Here is a 16,292-nt window from a genome sequence, read left to right as displayed (position 1 = left end):
ACATTTCTTTCACAGATGAACACCTATGGTTTGCCTGCTCCTGGTGAAACTCTAAAGCCCGCGCCCCCATCGCGGGCTTTTCTTTGCCTGTGATTCCAGCCAGGCAGCGCCGAGGCGGTACGTCTTCATAAATGGCATGCAACGGCGTTACCCTGACTGCTTTCCGCTCAGGCTAAGGATCAGCGCCAACATGCGAATTCAAAAACCTCCTGCCGTGGACCATCTGGATATCTCCCTGCGACAACTGGAGCGATCAGATATACCTGCGTGGTATGCCTACCTTTCACAAAGAGAAGTCATTCAACATACAAGCTGGGACCTGAAAAACGAGAATGACCTTTTGCCGTTATTTGACGAGCTGGACTCGACCCGCCTTTCTTCAAACAGGCGCCTGGCTATCATTCATGGGGCAAACCGCGAACTCATCGGCACAATCGGTTTCCACACGATCTCCGACAAAAACCGAAGCGCGGAGATAGCCTATGACCTCTCACCTGCTTACTGGGACAAAGGCATTGCGAGCGCAGTGTGCGCTGCGATAACTCAGTGGGCATTCCTGGAATATGGTTTTGTCCGGGTACAAGGCACCGTTCTCGTGACGAACCCTCGCTCGGCCAACGTCCTGAAAAAAAGCGGATATCAATACGAAGGAACGCTGAGGTCATTCCGTATGGTGCGTGGCAGCCCCGGGGACTTTGAGATGTACGCCCTGCTGGATACCGACCGAACCTGAGAGGTTTGCCTGGCTTTTCCTAGAGACACACCCAAACACCAGACAACAAAAAAGGGCCCACCTTTCGGTGAGCCCTTCTAGACCGCCCAGCAGAGCGGATTTTGTTTGGTAGGCGCGATTGGACTCGAACCAACGACCCCCACCATGTCAAGGTGGTGCTCTAACCAACTGAGCTACGTGCCTGCTGTGAGGCGGCATTCTACGGAATTCCCGAGGGGTGTCAACACCTTTTTTGCAGCTAAGCCTATGAATATGCGAATTTTTTATTTGTGCGCGGCACGACGGTATTTTTCCGGTGGCTGGCAGCGGATTTTCAACTCAGGTAGGATCGGCGCACTCGTAAAAAATATAAAACAGAGGTTCCAGGATGGCGAACACCCCCTACCCCCAGTCGTATTACGCCGCGTCTGCGAATGCGGTACCTCCTCGCCCTGAGTTGCAAGGTGAAGTCGAAACCGATGTGTGCGTGATTGGTGCCGGCTATACCGGGCTTTCCAGCGCGTTGTTCCTGCTGGAGAACGGTTTTCGCGTAACGGTGCTGGAAGCCGCCAAGGTGGGGTTTGGCGCGTCGGGCCGCAACGGTGGGCAGATCGTCAACAGTTATAGCCGTGATATCGATGTGATCGAGCGCAGCGTCGGCCCCAAGCAGGCGCAGTTGCTGGGCGCGATGGCGTTTGAAGGCGGCAAGATCATTCGGGAGCGTGTGGCCAAGTATCAGATCCAGTGCGACTTGAAGGATGGCGGCGTGTTCGCCGCCCTGAACAGCAAGCACATGGGCCACCTAGAGTCGCAGAAGCGCCTGTGGGAGCGCTACGGGCACACTCAGCTGGAGTTGCTGGATGAGCGGCGCATTCGCGAAGTGGTCGCCTGTGACAACTATGTAGGCGGCCTGCTGGACATGAGCGGCGGGCACATTCACCCGCTGAACCTGGCGCTGGGCGAAGCGGCGGCGGTGGAGTCCCTCGGCGGCACAATCTACGAGCAGTCGGCGGCGATCCGCATTGAGCGCGGTGCCAATCCGGTGGTGCATACGGCCCACGGCAAGGTCAGGGCCAAGTTCATTATTGTCGCGGGCAATGCGTATCTCGGAAACCTGGTGCCGGAGCTGGCAGCCAAGTCGATGCCGTGTGGTACGCAAGTCATCACGACCGCGCCACTGGGCGACGAGCTGGCGAAAACGCTGTTGCCACAGGATTACTGCGTCGAGGACTGCAACTATTTGCTGGATTACTACCGGCTGACCAGCGACAAGCGCCTGATCTTCGGCGGCGGCGTGGTATATGGCGCGCGAGACCCGGCGAATATCGAAGCGATCATCCGGCCGAAGATGCTCAAGGCGTTCCCGCAGCTCAAGGACGTGAAGATCGACTACGCCTGGACCGGCAATTTCCTGCTGACCCTGTCGCGCCTGCCGCAGGTCGGCCGTCTGGGGGACAACATCTACTATTCCCAGGGCTGCAGCGGACATGGCGTGACGTACACCCACTTGGCGGGCAAGGTGCTGGCGGAAGCACTGAGAGGCCAGGCTGAGCGTTTTGATGCGTTTGCCGACTTGCCGCACTACCCGTTCCCAGGCGGGCAACTGTTGCGCACGCCGTTTGCGGCGCTGGGGGCCTGGTACTACGGGCTGCGGGACAAGCTGGGGTTCTGATCCCGGATCACGGGGCTGGCTTGCCGGCCCCGCATCAAGCACCGAGCCAAATCGCAGACACAAAAAACCCCGGTCTTTCGACCAGGGGCTTTGCTATCGATCCAACCAAGCCAGCGGCTTGCTTTGGCGTCTCAGGGCGTTCAGTGGGCCCTGGAACAGATATGGCGCAGCGGACGGGACTCGAACCCGCGACCCCCGGCGTGACAGGCCGGTATTCTAACCGACTGAACTACCGCTGCGTATCGCTCAGACTGCTGAAGTGTCACCTTCAACCGTCTTCAAACATCTGACTGATCAGCCTTGGCTGTTCAATCTCAAATCTGAAACATCAGACCTGGAAAATATGGCGCAGCGGACGGGACTCGAACCCGCGACCCCCGGCGTGACAGGCCGGTATTCTAACCGACTGAACTACCGCTGCGCGTCGGTGCAACCTTTAACGTTGCGTCTTGCCCGAAGGCAAAACTCTCAAGAAGTGGTGGGTGATGACGGGATCGAACCGCCGACCCTCTGCTTGTAAGGCAGATGCTCTCCCAGCTGAGCTAATCACCCTTTGCTTCGTTGAGGCCGCGAAATTTACGCAGGTAGCGGACCTAAGTCAATAGCCTGCTTGAAGTTTTTCTGAAAAAGACAAAATTGCTTCAGGACCGCGACCCGCCCTACTCGCTGTAAATCATCTTCTTGCTCATGCCACCGTCGACCACGAACTCTTGCCCGGTCACAAACCCGGCATTGCGCGACAGCAACCACGCCACCATGGCCGCCACGTCTTCCACCGTACCCACCCTGCCCGCCGGGTGCTGGGCGTGATCGGCATCCGTCAGCGGCTCGGCACGGCGTGCAGCCGGGTCCCGGGCATCGATCCAGCCCGGGCTGACGGCATTGACCCGCACTTCCGGCCCAAGGCTCATGGCCAGCGCATGGGTCAGGGCCAGCAAACCGCCCTTGCTCGCCGCGTAAGCCTCAGTATCCGGCTCCGACTGACGGGCCCGGGTCGACGCCAGGTTAACGATGGCACCACCGTGGGCTCGCAGGTACGGCGCACAGTGCTTGGCCAACAGCATCGGCCCACTGAGGTTCACCGCCATTACGCGGTTCCAGTAAGCCAGGTCGAGACTTTCCAGGGTGATGTTGCGTGGATCTGCCACCGCCGCATTGCACACCAGCGCATCCAGGCGCCCGAACTGGCCAAGCACCTCGGCCACGCCCAGGGCGACCTGTCGCTCATCCGCCACGTCCATGGTGATGAACCAGGCGTTGTCGCCCAGCACCTTGGACACCTTGGAACCGCGCTCACGATCAAGATCCGTGAGCACCACCTGCCAGCCTTCACTGATCAGCCAGGCGGCAATGCCCAGGCCGATGCCCCGCGCCGCGCCGGTCACCAATGCGACGCGCCCGTTACTGGCGCCCGCCGCTTCCATGGACCACTCGATCACAGGGCAGCCAACCCACGGGCCAGGTCGGCCTGCAAGTCAGCAACGTCTTCCAGGCCCACGGCAATGCGGATCAGGCTGTCGCGGATCCCGGCCGCTTCTCGCTCCTGCGGCGCCAGACGCCCGTGGGAGGTGGTGCTTGGGTGCGTGATGGTGGTCTTGCTGTCACCGAGGTTGGCGGTGATGGAAATCAGGCGGGTTGCATCGATAAAGCGCCACGCGCCCTCTTTGCCGCCCTTGACTTCGAAACTCACCACCGCGCCAAAACCTCGCTGCTGGCGCTGGGCCAACGCGTGTTGCGGGTGGCTCTTGAGGCCGGTGTAGTGGACTTTCTCGATGCCGTCCTGCTGCTCCAGCCACTCGGCCAGGGCCTGAGCGTTGGCGCAATGGGCCTTCATCCGCAGGCTGAGGGTTTCCAGGCCTTTGAGGAAGATCCAGGCATTGAACGGACTCAGGGTCGGCCCGGCGGTGCGCAAGAAGCCCACCACTTCCTTCATCTGCTCGCTACGGCCGGCAACCACACCGCCCATGCAACGACCCTGGCCGTCGATGAACTTGGTAGCCGAATGCACGACAATGTCCGCGCCCAGCTTCAGCGGCTGTTGCAGCGCCGGGGTGCAGAAGCAGTTGTCGACGATCAGCATCGCGCCCTTGGCGTGGGCCACTTCGGACAATGCGGCGATGTCTACCAGCTCGGCCAACGGATTGGACGGCGACTCGACAAACAGCAATTTGGTGTTGGCCTTGATGGCCGCGTCCCAGCCGGACAAGTCCGCCAGCGGCACGTAGTCGACTTCAATGCCAAAGCGCTTGAAGTACTTCTCGAACAGACTAATGGTCGAACCAAATACGCTGCGCGACACCAGGACGTGGTCGCCGGCGCTGCACAGGCTCATGACCACCGCGAGAATCGCGGCCATGCCAGTGGCGGTGGCAACGGCTTGTTCGGCACCTTCCAGCGCGGCGATACGCTCTTCGAACGCACGCACGGTCGGGTTGGTGTAGCGCGAATACACGTTGCCCGGCACTTCGCCGGCAAAACGCGCAGCGGCGTCGGCGGCGGTGCGGAACACGTAGCTGGAGGTAAAGAACATCGGGTCACCGTGCTCACCTTCCGGGGTGCGGTGCTGGCCGGCGCGCACAGCCAGGGTATCGAAAGCTACGCCATCGAGGTCGCTGTCCAAGCGACCGGCATCCCATTCCTGACTCATGCTCTACTCCTCAACTCGAATGCTTTAACGATTCAAACGCCCCAGGGATAACCCGTAGGAGCGAGCTTGCTCGCGAAGAGATCAAGGATAACGCGCTCATTCAGCATGCCCGCGTTATCGTTGACGACCTTCGTGAGCAAGCTCGCTCCTACATTGTCAGCCACCCTTATCAGGGCCGGTGTCTACTCAGTTGTTGTACAGGTCGATGATCGCGCTGACCGCCTGGGTCTTGATCTTCGAGGAGTCATTGCGCGCCTGCTCGATCTTGTTCAGGTAGGCCTCGTCGACATCGCCGGTGACGTACTTGCCGTCGAACACTGCGCAATCGAACTCATCGATCTTGATCTTGCCACCACCAACAGCTTCGATCAGGTCCGGCAGGTCCTGGTAGATCAGCCAGTCGGCGCCGATCAGGTCCGCAACGTCCTGGGTCGAACGGTTGTGGGCGATCAGTTCGTGGGCGCTAGGCATGTCGATGCCGTACACGTTCGGGTAACGCACGGCAGGCGCGGCGGAACAGAAGTAAACGTTCTTCGCCCCGGCTTCGCGAGCCATCTGGATGATCTGCTTGCAGGTGGTGCCGCGTACGATGGAGTCATCCACCAGCATTACGTTCTTGCCGCGGAATTCCAGCTCGATCGCGTTGAGCTTCTGACGCACCGACTTCTTGCGAGCGGCCTGGCCGGGCATGATGAAGGTACGACCGATGTAACGGTTCTTGACGAAGCCTTCGCGGAATTTCACGCCCAGGTGATTCGCCAGCTCCAGCGCTGCGGTGCGGCTGGTGTCCGGAATCGGGATAACCACGTCGATGTCATGGTCAGGACGCTCGCGCAGGATCTTGTCTGCCAGCTTCTCACCCATGCGCAGACGCGCCTTGTACACCGAAACACCGTCGATGATCGAATCCGGACGCGCCAGGTAGACGTGTTCGAAGATGCACGGGGTGAGTTTCGGGTTCAGTGCGCACTGACGGGTGTGCAGCTTGCCGTCTTCAGTGATGTAGACCGCTTCGCCTGGCGCCAGGTCGCGGATCAGGGTGAAGCCCAGCACGTCCAGGGACACGCTTTCGGAAGCGATCATGTACTCGACGCCTTCGTCGGTGTGACGCTGGCCGAACACGATCGGACGGATGCCGTGGGGGTCGCGGAAACCGACGATGCCGTAGCCGGTCACCATCGCTACGACGGCATAACCACCGACGCAACGGTTGTGCACGTCAGTCACGGCAGCGAACACGTCCTCTTCGGTCGGCTGCAGCTTGCCGCGCTGGGCCAGCTCGTGGGCGAACACGTTCAGCAGGACTTCGGAGTCCGAGTTGGTGTTGACGTGGCGCAGGTCAGATTCGTAAATCTCCTTGGCCAGTTGTTCAACGTTGGTCAGGTTGCCGTTGTGCGCCAGGGTGATGCCATACGGCGAGTTGACGTAGAACGGCTGGGCTTCGGCCGAGGTCGAGCTGCCCGCTGTCGGGTAGCGCACGTGGCCAATGCCCATGTGCCCGACCAGGCGCTGCATGTGGCGCTGATGGAACACGTCGCGCACCAGACCATTGTCCTTGCGCAGAAATAACCGGCCGTCGTGGCTGGTCACAATACCGGCAGCATCCTGGCCGCGGTGCTGGAGGACGGTTAGCGCGTCATACAGCGCCTGATTCACGTTCGACTTACCGACGATACCGACGATGCCACACATGCGACGCAACCCCTACTTAATGAATCTTGACTGAACACAACTTACTGAGGCGTTTTGGCCGGCAAGAGGTGTTCCTTGAACGGAAGATCAGCGGGTACGCTGATCCCGCTGGCCAGCCACTGACTGCTCCACCCCAAAATCAGGTTTTTGGACCAATCTGCAACCAATAGAAATTTTGGCACGAGTACAGACTCCTGCCACCACGAATCCTGCTGTACCGGCCCCAGGCTCAACAGCCCGACCGCCACGACCACCAGCAAGCCGCCACGCGCGGCGCCGAAGGCCATGCCGAGAAATCGATCGGTCCCGGAGAGGCCGGTGACGCGTATCAATTCGCCGATAAGATAATTGACCATTGCCCCCACCAACAATGTGGCGATGAACATGATGGCGCAGCCCGCGATGACGCGAGCCGAAGGTGTTTCGATGTATCCGGCCAGGTAGACGGACAATGAACCGCCGAACATCCAGGCTACAACCCCTGCGATGATCCATGTCAGCAGCGACAATGCTTCTTTAACGAAGCCGCGGCTCAGACTGATCAAAGCGGAGATGGCGACGATTGCAACGATCGCCCAATCAACCCAGGTAAATGGCACAGTTCAGCCTACAGACATATGAGGCGGCGCATTTTAGCAGAGCGTCGGGCTATCGGTAAGCTGTGATTGGCTGTGCATTTGAAATCAATGAGTTATAGGGGAATGGAAACCGGCCTGTCGCGGCACACCCAAAACACCTGTGGGAGCGGGCTTGCTCGCGAAGGCGGTGGGCCAGCCAATAAATCTGCTGACTGATACACCGCCTTCGCGAGCAAGCCCGCTCCCACATTGACCGCATTCCAGCTTGAATGCTTGCAGCCTTAGCCTTTTTCGGGCTGGAAGCGAACCACAAAACCCTTGAGTTTTTGCTGGCGATCCAGCGAGTCACGCAGGCGATCCGCCTCGGCGCGCTCGATCAGCGGTCCGACAAATACCCGGTTCTTGCCGTCGGCACTGCGGATGTAGGCGTTGTAACCCTGGCTGCGCAGGGTTTTCTGCAAGGCTTCGGCGCTTTCGCGATTGGCCAGGCTGGCCAGCTGGATCGACCAGCTGATCGGCAAGCCATTCGGATCAATGCGGCTTTGACCCACGTCCGGTTTGCCCGGTGCAGCCGGTTGCGGCACCACAGGTTTTGGCGCCGGCGCTGGCGCAGCAGGCTTGGCCGCGACTGCCGGAGCAGCAGGTGCAGGCTTCACCACCGGCACGCTCGGCTGAATCGGCATCGACGGCGCTTGCTGCTGTGCAGCCACTTCGTCATCGGTCGGCACCGGCTCTTCTTCCGGCAGCGCCTGCGGCTCGGGAACCACCACCGGCTCAACCTGAACCTGAGGCACCGCGGGCGCCTGGGGCGCAGCCGGGGCCTCGACGGTCACCTGGCGTTGCTCGTCCTGACGGGAAAACAGCATCGGCAGAAAAATCACCGCCAACGCCACCAGAACCAGGGCCCCAACCATTCGCTGCTTGTATGCGCTATCCAGTAATGCCATGTGCAGCTTCCTCCGTGGAGCGCCGGGCCAACCACTCGAGTGCCTCGGCAACACAATAAAATGATCCGAACAACAGAATCTCATCCTCAGGCGTCGCAACCGCGCACTGGGCTTCCAGGGCGGCCGTCACGCTTGCATGGGACGTCACCGACGCGCCAAGGTTCTGCAACGCAACCTGCAACTCGACAGCGGGACGACTGCGGGACGTATCCAGCGGTGCAACCGCCCAAGCCTGGACGTCGCCCAGCAATGGCGCAACCACACCGTCCAGGTCCTTGTCGGACAGCAACCCGAACACCGCGAGGCGGCGACCGACGGGCGGCGTGCGTGCCAGGCGCTTGGCCAGATACTCGGCGGCGTGAGGGTTATGCCCCACATCCAGCAGCAGGTTCAGGCGTTTGCCCTTCCAATTGAAGCTGCGTCGATCAAGGCGCCCCACCACGCGAGTCGCCTGCAACGTAGCGGCAATCTGCTCGGCATGCCAGGGCAGATCCAGCAACAAATAGGCTTGCAGTGCGAGCGCGGCGTTTTCCATCGGCAGGTTCAGCAGCGGCAGGTCGTGCAATTCAACAGTTTGCCCGCGCGCATCGAGCCCGCGCCATTGCCAATGCAGGTCGCCAATCTCGAGATTGAAATCACGCCCACGCAGGAAGAATGGGCAATCCAGCTCGCGCACCTTGTCCAGCAAGGTATGCGGCGGATCCAGGTCGCCGCACAGTGCAGGCTTGCCCTGGCGGAAAATCCCGGCCTTTTCATAGGCCACGGACTCACGGGTGCTACCCAGATAGTCCACATGGTCGACACCAATACTGGTGATCAGCGCCAGGTCGGCATCTACCACGTTGACCGTGTCCAGGCGCCCGCCCAGGCCGACTTCCAGCACCACCACATCGAGTTGCGCACGCTCGAACAGCCAGAACGCCGCCAGGGTGCCCATCTCGAAATAAGTCAGGGAAATCTCGCCACGCCCGGTATCGAGTGCGGCGAAGGCTTCGCAGAGCTGCTCATCAGTGGCTTCGACGCCATTGAGTTGCACCCGCTCGTTGTAGCGCAGCAGGTGCGGCGAGCTGTACACGCCGACCTTCAGGCCCTGGGCTTGCAGCAAGGCCGCGACAAAAGCGCAGGTAGAACCCTTGCCGTTGGTACCGGTCACCGTGATCACGCGCGGCGCCGGCCGACCCAACCCGAGGCGGGCCGCTACCTGTTGCGAGCGCTCCAGGCCCATGTCGATGGCTGACGGATGCAACTGCTCAAGGTAGGCGAGCCATTCGCCCAGGGTACGTTGGGTCATATGTTTGCAGGCACCGGCGGCACGACGATCGGCTCAATTTTAGGGGCGACGTACACAGGTGTCGGCAGGCCCATCATCTGGGCCAGCAGGCTACCCAGGCGTGGGCGCAGTTCGCCACGGGGAATGATCAGGTCGATCGCGCCGTGTTCCAGCAGGAACTCGCTGCGCTGGAAACCTTCCGGCAGCTTTTCGCGAACGGTTTGCTCGATAACACGCGGGCCGGCGAAACCGATCAGCGCCTTAGGCTCACCGACGATCACGTCACCCAACATCGCCAGGCTGGCGGAAACGCCGCCGTAGACCGGGTCGGTCAACACGGAGATGAACGGAATACCCTCTTCGCGCAGACGCGCCAATACCGCGGAGGTCTTGGCCATTTGCATCAGGGAGATCAGCGCTTCCTGCATGCGCGCGCCGCCGGAGGCTGCGAAGCAGATCATCGGGCAGCGGTTTTCCAGGGCGTAGTTGGCGGCACGTACAAAACGCTCACCGACGATGGCGCCCATGGAACCACCCATGAAGGAGAATTCGAAGGCGGAAACCACTACTGGCATGCCCAGCAGCTTGCCGCTGACGGAAATCAGCGCGTCCTTCTCACCGGTCTGCTTCTGCGCAGCGGTCAGGCGGTCCTTGTACTTCTTGCCGTCGCGGAACTTCAGACGGTCAACCGGCTCCAGGTCAGCGCCCAGTTCGGAGCGACCATCAGCGTCGAGGAAGATATCAATGCGGGCGCGGGCGCCGATACGCATGTGGTGGTTGCACTTGGGGCAAACGTCCAGGGTCTTTTCCAGCTCCGGGCGGTACAACACCGCGTCGCAGGATGGGCACTTGTGCCAAAGACCTTCAGGAACCGAGCTTTTCTTCACCTCGGAACGCATGATCGAGGGGATCAGTTTGTCTACTAACCAGTTGCTCATGCTTTCTTTCTCCAGTACCGGTGGCTTGAACACAGCCCCGCGTATGCCCTTGAGCTAAATTCATATGTGGCGATGACACACACTGGACGGGGTCAGACGTTCGACCTGCCATTTCCTGCCTGTGCCCTCAGCCTTCCAGACAACCTGCCGTGCAGGGTTGCCACTTCATTTCCGGGCCTCCCGCAGGCGGCACCGGGCTGTTTTACACAGTGGTAGTTATGGACGGCGGCAGACTGCCAGCCGTCACATCGTCCCACTGCTGTCGCGCACGGCCTGCATGAATGCGCGAATCTTTGCGTGATCCTTGATGCCCTTGGCCTGCTCTACCCCACCGCTGACGTCCACGGCGTACGGCCGCACCTGCTGGATGGCGCCGGCCACGTTGCCCGGATTCAGGCCGCCCGCCAGGATGATCGGTTTGCTCAGGCCGTCAGGAATCAACGACCAGTCAAACGCTTCGCCGGTGCCACCGGGAACGCCTTCGACGTAAGTGTCGAGAAGAATCCCCCGGGCGCCGGTATAAGCCGCGCATGCCACCGCGATATCGTCGCCGGCCTTGACCCGCAGCGCCTTGATATACGGACGCTGGTAGCTTTCGCACTCATCAGGGCTTTCATCGCCGTGAAACTGCAGCATGTCCAGTTGCACGGCATCGAGGGTTTCATTGAGTTCGCAACGGCTGGCGTTGACGAATAACCCGACGGTGGTCACGAACGGCGGTAGCGCGGCAATGATCGCCCGCGCCTGCAACACATTCACCGCCCGCGGGCTTTTGGCGTAAAACACGAAACCGATGGCATCAGCGCCCGCCTCGACCGCCGCCAACGCGTCTTCTATGCGGGTAATCCCGCAAATCTTGCTGCGAACGGCAGACATGTCGATGAAACCTCAGGGCGTGTCCGAGAAAGTCCCGGATGGTAACAAATGCTTTTGAGGGCGTCAGCCGCCAAGTTCGCTAAAACCTGTGAGGAAGTGTGGCCCGATGAAGCGCTGCGGCAATTCGAACTCGTCGCGGTACTCCACATCCACCAGGTACAGGCCGAACGGATGCGCCGTGACGCCGCCGGTGCGACGAATCCGGCTTTCCAGGACTTCCTTGGCCCACTCCACCGGACGCTCGCCGGTCCCGATGGTCATCAGCACCCCGGCGATATTGCGCACCATATGGTGCAGGAAGGCGCCGGCGCGAATATCCAGCACGATCATCTTGCCGTGGCGCGTCACCCGCAGGTGATGGACTTCCTTGATCGGCGACTTGGCCTGGCACTGGCCGGCACGAAACGCGCTGAAATCATGGATACCCACCAGATGCTGGGCGGCCTCCGCCATGCGCTCGGCATCCAGCGGGCGGTGGTTCCAGGTGATTTCTTCGTTGAGATGGGCCGGGCGGATCTGATCGTTGTAGATCACATAGCGGTAACGCCGGGCAATGGCCTTGAAGCGCGCATGAAAATCCGCCGGCATCACCTTGGCCCAACTGACGCTGACGTCGTGGGGCAAGTTGATATTGGCGCCCATCACCCACGCCTTCATCGAGCGCTCGGCCTGGGTATCGAAGTGCACCACTTGCCCGCAGGCATGCACGCCGGCGTCGGTCCGCCCGGCGCACATCAGCGACACCGGTGAGTCGGCGACTTTCGACAGGGCCTTCTCCAGGGTTTCCTGCACCGTCGGCACGCCGGAGGCCTGGCGCTGCCAGCCGCGATAGCGTGAGCCTTTGTATTCCACGCCCAGGGCGATTCTGAAAAAGCCTGCGGCCGCCATTTCGGCGGCCGCGTTATCTATATTTGCCAAGAACTGAGAGCCTGATGAGTTGCGCAAAGGCGGCCATTATAAGGCCGTGCGCCGAGCTTGGGGCTTTTTGTAGGAGCGAGCTTGCTCGCGAAGGCCGTTAACGATAACGCGCCCATCCTGGATGAACGCGGTGCCTGGGAGTTCTTCGCGAGCAAGCTCGCTCCTACAAGGGGGAGGGATCAAGCCAGCCGGCTGAGCATTTCCTTGGCTTCGCCTTTTTGACCGTCATCGCCCTCCTTGAGCACTTCGGCGAGGATATCGCGCGCGCCGTCGGCATCGCCCATGTCGATGTAGGCCTGGGCCAGGTCGAGCTTGGTTGCCACTTCATCAGTGCCGGAGAGGAAGTCGAACTCTGGCTCATCGCCACCCAATGCCGCGTCTTCAGCGGTGAAGGACGGCTCGATCGGCGGATGCTCCAGGCTTTGCGACAGGCGATCCAGCTCGGCATTGACGTCGTCAAGCTCCGAAGCGAATGCATCGGGCTTGGTCGATGCAGGCGCCTCGGGCTCGTCGGCCAGGGACAGGTCGAAATCTTCCGGCAGGTCGAGGTCGTCCAGGTCGGCGGGCGTCAGGGTCGGTGGCTCTACCGGCGGCAGGTCCTTCATTTGGTCTTCGAGACCGGAGAGGAACTCGTCGTCGGACTGGGTCGACAATGGCGGGTCGAGCTGCAGGTCCAGGTCGAAATCCGAGAGATCGTCCTCACTGGCCTTGGCCTCGGTCTGCTGTTGCAGCACCGATTCAAAGCTCAGGTCGTCCGACGCAGGCTTGACCACTGCGGGCGAAGCGGCTTCCAGATCATCCAGGCTCAGGTCGAAGTCGGTGTCAAACGCGTCAGGTTCCGGCGCAGGAGCAGGAGCAGGCGGCGCAGGTTCGTCCTTGAGCAGATCCTTGACGTATTGGGCGTCGAGGGCGGCGGCAGCAACGGCAGCGCTGACGCCAGCCGCGAGCACGGCCATGGCCGGGAAGCGACTTTTCAGCTGTTCAACCTGGGCATGGTTGTCGCCATTGGCGACCAGTTGGCGCTCCTGGGTGACAAACCCCTCTTTGTTGCCCTGCAGACCGTGGACTTCCATCAGCTTGAGGCGCAGGTCGCTGCGGGCTGGCTCTTGCTTGATCGCATCTTCCAGTACTTCAGCGGCCTGGTTCAGGTGGCCTCGGTCGATGTGCGACTGGGCTTGAGCCAAGGCGTTGGCCGGGCGCTCTGCAGCAACAGGCGCGACAACCGGCGCGATCACCGGAGCAACTGCTGCTGGAGCTGGAGCCAGCTTGACGTTCGGCGGCGGTACATCAAGGCCTTCGAAACTGTCGGATGGCAGATCGTGATCAATGTTCGGCGCAAATTCCGGCTCTTCAGCCAGAGCCCGCGCCATGCGCAGGTGCTTTTCTTCTTCAAGGCGCGCATTGCGATGACGCGCCCACAGCAGCAGAAGCAACAGCACCAGCAACCCCGCCGCGCCGCCGATCACGCCGAGCACGATCGGGTTGGTCAGCAGGTCGTTGAATTTACCCTCGGTGGTAGCAGGCACCGCGTCAGCCTTGACCGGCGTCTCGACCGGCACCGCCACGGGAGTTGCCGCCGGGGTTTGCGCAGCCGGCGCCGCCGGTTGTGCAACCACTTCAGCCGGCATCGCGGCCGTGGCAGCAGGCTGCGCCGCAGCACCACCTGGGGTCTGCAACTTGGCCAATTGATTGTTCTTGAGCTCGATCAGCCGCTGCAGCTTGTCCAGCTGACTTTGCAGGTCAGCCATGCGGCTTTTCAGTTCTTCATTCTCGCGACGGGTCGAATCCAGGCTTTCCTGGGTCACCGCCAGCTTGTTGTTCAAGGCCTGACTGTCGCCAGCCCCGCCCTTCACGCCTTTCTTGGCGGCTTCGGCCGAGACCAGGCTCAAGTTGTCCTTGGCATTGGTCTGCGCAGGCGCATTACCGGCCTGGGTACGCTTGGTGGCGTCGAGTTGCGCCTTGCCGGCGGGCTGATTGGCGCCGCGACGCCCCTCACGCCACGCCGCGTTTTGCGCAGTCACTTCAGCAACCGCCTGAGGCTGCGGCAGGCTGGTGCTCTGCCCCGTATCCGGCAGACGCAGGACGTGGCCGGTTTTCATGCGGTTGATGTTGCCGCCGACAAACGCGTCAGGGTTCAGTGCCTGAATGGCCAGCATGGTTTGCTGCACCGAGGCGCCATTACGGTTCTTCGCGGCGATTTCCCACAAGGTGTCATGGGGAGTTGTGATGTGTTCCTTGGGCTTGCTGATAGCCGGAGCCGTCGCAGGCGCGTTCAGACGTGGCGCGGGCGCGGGTGCACTGGCGGCCGGGGTCGACTGGTCGAACTTGGCCGGGTCCAACAATACGCTGTAGTCGCGCATCAGGCGACCGTTGGGCCATTGCACCTGCAGCAGGAAGCGCACATAGGAATCAGGCAACGGCTGGCTGGAGGTGACACGCACCACACTGCGGCCGTTCGGGTTGACCACCGGGGTAAACGTCAGGTCATTCAGGAAGGCCTGGCGATCAACGCCCGCATCCACAAAGGCCTGGGACGAAGCAAGGCTGGGGGTGATCTCGGAGGCGGTCAGGCCGCCGACGTCGAGCAACTCGATCTCCACCGACAGCGGCTGGTTCAGCTTCGACTTGAGAGTCATCTCCCCAAGTTGCAGTGCTTGCGCCATACCGGAGGACAGCGCCGAGGCGGCCGCTATTGCTAACACCAGTTTGCGAACTTGAACCATAGCCTCATCCTTTTTGAACACTCCCCGGCCTGCGAGAAGGGTGGTAACCGCTGCCATAAGGCATGGCGAGCCGATAGGTCACCGACGCGCAATCTTTCCAGCTTGGGGCCAAGCATAGCGCTTTGCTAGAATCAATCTACAAATTGCCGCCAAGTATCTTTTACACAAGGCCTTTTATCAACAACTGCGCCAGCTGTACGGCGTTCAGTGCGGCACCTTTGCGTACGTTATCTGACGTCAGCCACATATTTAGTTCCGCCGGGTCATCAACACCGGCACGCACCCGACCCACGTAAACCACGTCCTGACCGACCGCATCGCCAACCGCTGTGGGGTAATCGCCCTCTTCCACCCGCTCGACACCCGGCGCCGAGTCCAGGGCAAGGTTAACGGCGGCAAGATCGACCGCTGCCCCCAATTGCAGTGACACAGTCAGGCTATCGCCAAAAAACACCGGGGCTTGAACGCAGGTTGCGGAAATCTTTAGCAAAGGCATTTCCAGTACGGCGCGCAATTCTTGCACCAGGCGCTTTTCCAGCGCGGTGTGGCCTTGGGCGTCAGGCGTGCCGACCTGGGCCAGCAGGTTGAAGGCCATCTGCCGATCGAAGAATTTTGGCTCCAACGGGCGCACGTTCAGCAACTCGGCGGTCTGCCGGGCGAGTTCGCTGACCGCTTCACGGCCTTGGGCGGAAACGGCGAGATTGGCCGTGACGCTGACACGCTGGATATCCAGCACGCCACGCAGTGGCGCCAGCACCACGGCCAGGGCGGTGGCCGATGGGCTTGGGCTGCTGACCTGATACGGCTTTTTCAGGCCATCCAGGACGTGGGCATTGGCTTCCGGCACCACTTGCGGTGCTTGATCGGCCGGCAAGGCGCCGGACAGGTCGATCAGCGTGCAGCCGGCGGCGGTGGCGCGTGGAGCGAAACTCAAGGTGACCGCAGGGCCGGCGGCGAAGAACACCAGCTGGACTTTGCTGAAATCAAATTCGTCGACTTCCCGTACCCGCACGTTCTTGCCACGAAACGGCACCGAATGCCCGGCCGACTCGCTGCTGGCCAGCAGGTGCAGGTTGCCTACCGGGAAGTCCTGCTCTTCGAGGATCTGCACCAGGGTTTCGCCAACGGTGCCGGTAGCGCCGATCACGGCAATATCAAAGGTCTGGGTCATGGGGGCTGCCTCGGGCATTGCGGGGGGAGCGGCACTTTACCGGGTGGTTGGGGGTGAGGCAATTAACCTGGGGGTTGTGGTGTGGCTGATGGCCTCTTCGCGAGCAAGCCCGCTCCCACATTCGACCGAGTTTCTTCAGTTGAAATGC

General features: G+C 61.3%; 13 protein-coding genes and 4 tRNA genes. 2 read left to right on the top strand and 15 right to left on the bottom strand.

Going from position 1 to position 16,292, the window contains the following annotated elements; all coding sequences use genetic code 11:
- Positions 1 to 190 precede the first annotated feature (190 nt).
- The gene (locus NVB75_RS30595; protein ID WP_258344693.1) at positions 191 to 733 is read left to right on the top strand and encodes a GNAT family N-acetyltransferase; all 543 of its coding nucleotides are present in this window, start codon (positions 191 to 193) and stop codon (positions 731 to 733) included.
- Between the two features lie 106 nt (positions 734 to 839).
- Here the strand turns inward: NVB75_RS30595 and NVB75_RS30590 are convergent.
- Positions 840 to 916 (bottom strand) — tRNA-Val (locus NVB75_RS30590).
- Between the two features lie 184 nt (positions 917 to 1,100).
- Here NVB75_RS30590 and NVB75_RS30585 point away from each other — a divergent pair.
- Positions 1,101 to 2,384, top strand: a complete 1,284-nt coding sequence (locus NVB75_RS30585) for an FAD-binding oxidoreductase (protein WP_017478810.1) — start codon at positions 1,101 to 1,103, stop codon at positions 2,382 to 2,384.
- Between the two features lie 162 nt (positions 2,385 to 2,546).
- On the opposite strand, the gene NVB75_RS30580 is transcribed toward NVB75_RS30585, so the two are convergent.
- The 14 genes from NVB75_RS30580 to NVB75_RS30515 form a co-directional block, all read right to left on the bottom strand.
- Positions 2,547 to 2,623 (bottom strand) — tRNA-Asp (locus NVB75_RS30580).
- 105 nt (positions 2,624 to 2,728) lie between these two features.
- A tRNA-Asp gene (locus NVB75_RS30575) sits at positions 2,729 to 2,805 on the bottom strand.
- A gap of 55 nt (positions 2,806 to 2,860) precedes the next feature.
- Positions 2,861 to 2,936 (bottom strand) — tRNA-Val (locus NVB75_RS30570).
- A 107-nt stretch (positions 2,937 to 3,043) separates the two neighbouring features.
- Positions 3,044 to 3,808: an SDR family oxidoreductase gene (locus tag NVB75_RS30565; RefSeq protein WP_083676665.1), complete on the bottom strand. Its 765-nt coding sequence runs from the start codon at positions 3,806 to 3,808 to the stop codon at positions 3,044 to 3,046.
- 11 nt (positions 3,809 to 3,819) lie between these two features.
- On the bottom strand, positions 3,820 to 5,031 hold the full coding sequence (locus NVB75_RS30560) for an O-succinylhomoserine sulfhydrylase (RefSeq protein ID WP_258344692.1): 1,212 nt from the start codon (positions 5,029 to 5,031) through the stop codon (positions 3,820 to 3,822).
- Between the two features lie 186 nt (positions 5,032 to 5,217).
- Positions 5,218 to 6,723, bottom strand: a complete 1,506-nt coding sequence (gene purF, locus NVB75_RS30555; protein WP_017478807.1) for an amidophosphoribosyltransferase — start codon at positions 6,721 to 6,723, stop codon at positions 5,218 to 5,220.
- A 41-nt stretch (positions 6,724 to 6,764) separates the two neighbouring features.
- On the bottom strand, positions 6,765 to 7,322 hold the full coding sequence (locus NVB75_RS30550; protein ID WP_003212681.1) for a CvpA family protein: 558 nt from the start codon (positions 7,320 to 7,322) through the stop codon (positions 6,765 to 6,767).
- A 260-nt stretch (positions 7,323 to 7,582) separates the two neighbouring features.
- Positions 7,583 to 8,248 (bottom strand): SPOR domain-containing protein, encoded by a 666-nt coding sequence (locus NVB75_RS30545; RefSeq protein ID WP_258344691.1) that lies wholly within the window; start codon positions 8,246 to 8,248, stop codon positions 7,583 to 7,585.
- Positions 8,232 to 9,539 carry a bifunctional tetrahydrofolate synthase/dihydrofolate synthase gene (gene folC, locus NVB75_RS30540; protein WP_258344690.1) on the bottom strand — a complete coding sequence of 436 codons (1,308 nt, stop codon included), beginning with the start codon at positions 9,537 to 9,539 and terminating at the stop codon, positions 8,232 to 8,234. Before folC ends, NVB75_RS30545 begins: the two co-directional genes overlap by 17 nt.
- The gene (gene accD / locus NVB75_RS30535; protein ID WP_003212675.1) at positions 9,536 to 10,456 is read right to left on the bottom strand and encodes an acetyl-CoA carboxylase, carboxyltransferase subunit beta; all 921 of its coding nucleotides are present in this window, start codon (positions 10,454 to 10,456) and stop codon (positions 9,536 to 9,538) included. Before accD ends, folC begins: the two co-directional genes overlap by 4 nt.
- Positions 10,457 to 10,699: 243 nt before the next feature.
- Positions 10,700 to 11,332 (bottom strand): phosphoribosylanthranilate isomerase, encoded by a 633-nt coding sequence (locus NVB75_RS30530; RefSeq protein ID WP_258344689.1) that lies wholly within the window; start codon positions 11,330 to 11,332, stop codon positions 10,700 to 10,702.
- A 63-nt stretch (positions 11,333 to 11,395) separates the two neighbouring features.
- Complete coding sequence (gene truA / locus NVB75_RS30525) at positions 11,396 to 12,220, bottom strand: tRNA pseudouridine(38-40) synthase TruA (RefSeq protein WP_017478802.1); 825 nt, start codon at positions 12,218 to 12,220, stop codon at positions 11,396 to 11,398.
- A gap of 209 nt (positions 12,221 to 12,429) precedes the next feature.
- The gene (locus NVB75_RS30520) at positions 12,430 to 14,973 is read right to left on the bottom strand and encodes a FimV/HubP family polar landmark protein (protein WP_258344688.1); all 2,544 of its coding nucleotides are present in this window, start codon (positions 14,971 to 14,973) and stop codon (positions 12,430 to 12,432) included.
- 160 nt (positions 14,974 to 15,133) lie between these two features.
- Entirely contained in the window at positions 15,134 to 16,144 is a 1,011-nt protein-coding gene (locus NVB75_RS30515; RefSeq protein ID WP_258344687.1) for an aspartate-semialdehyde dehydrogenase, read from the bottom strand.
- Between the last annotated feature and the right edge of the window lie 148 nt (positions 16,145 to 16,292).

This window comes from Pseudomonas sp. CBS (assembly GCF_024734645.1).
Lineage (GTDB): Bacteria > Pseudomonadota > Gammaproteobacteria > Pseudomonadales > Pseudomonadaceae > Aquipseudomonas.
This window is presented reverse-complemented; position numbering and strand designations above follow the sequence as displayed.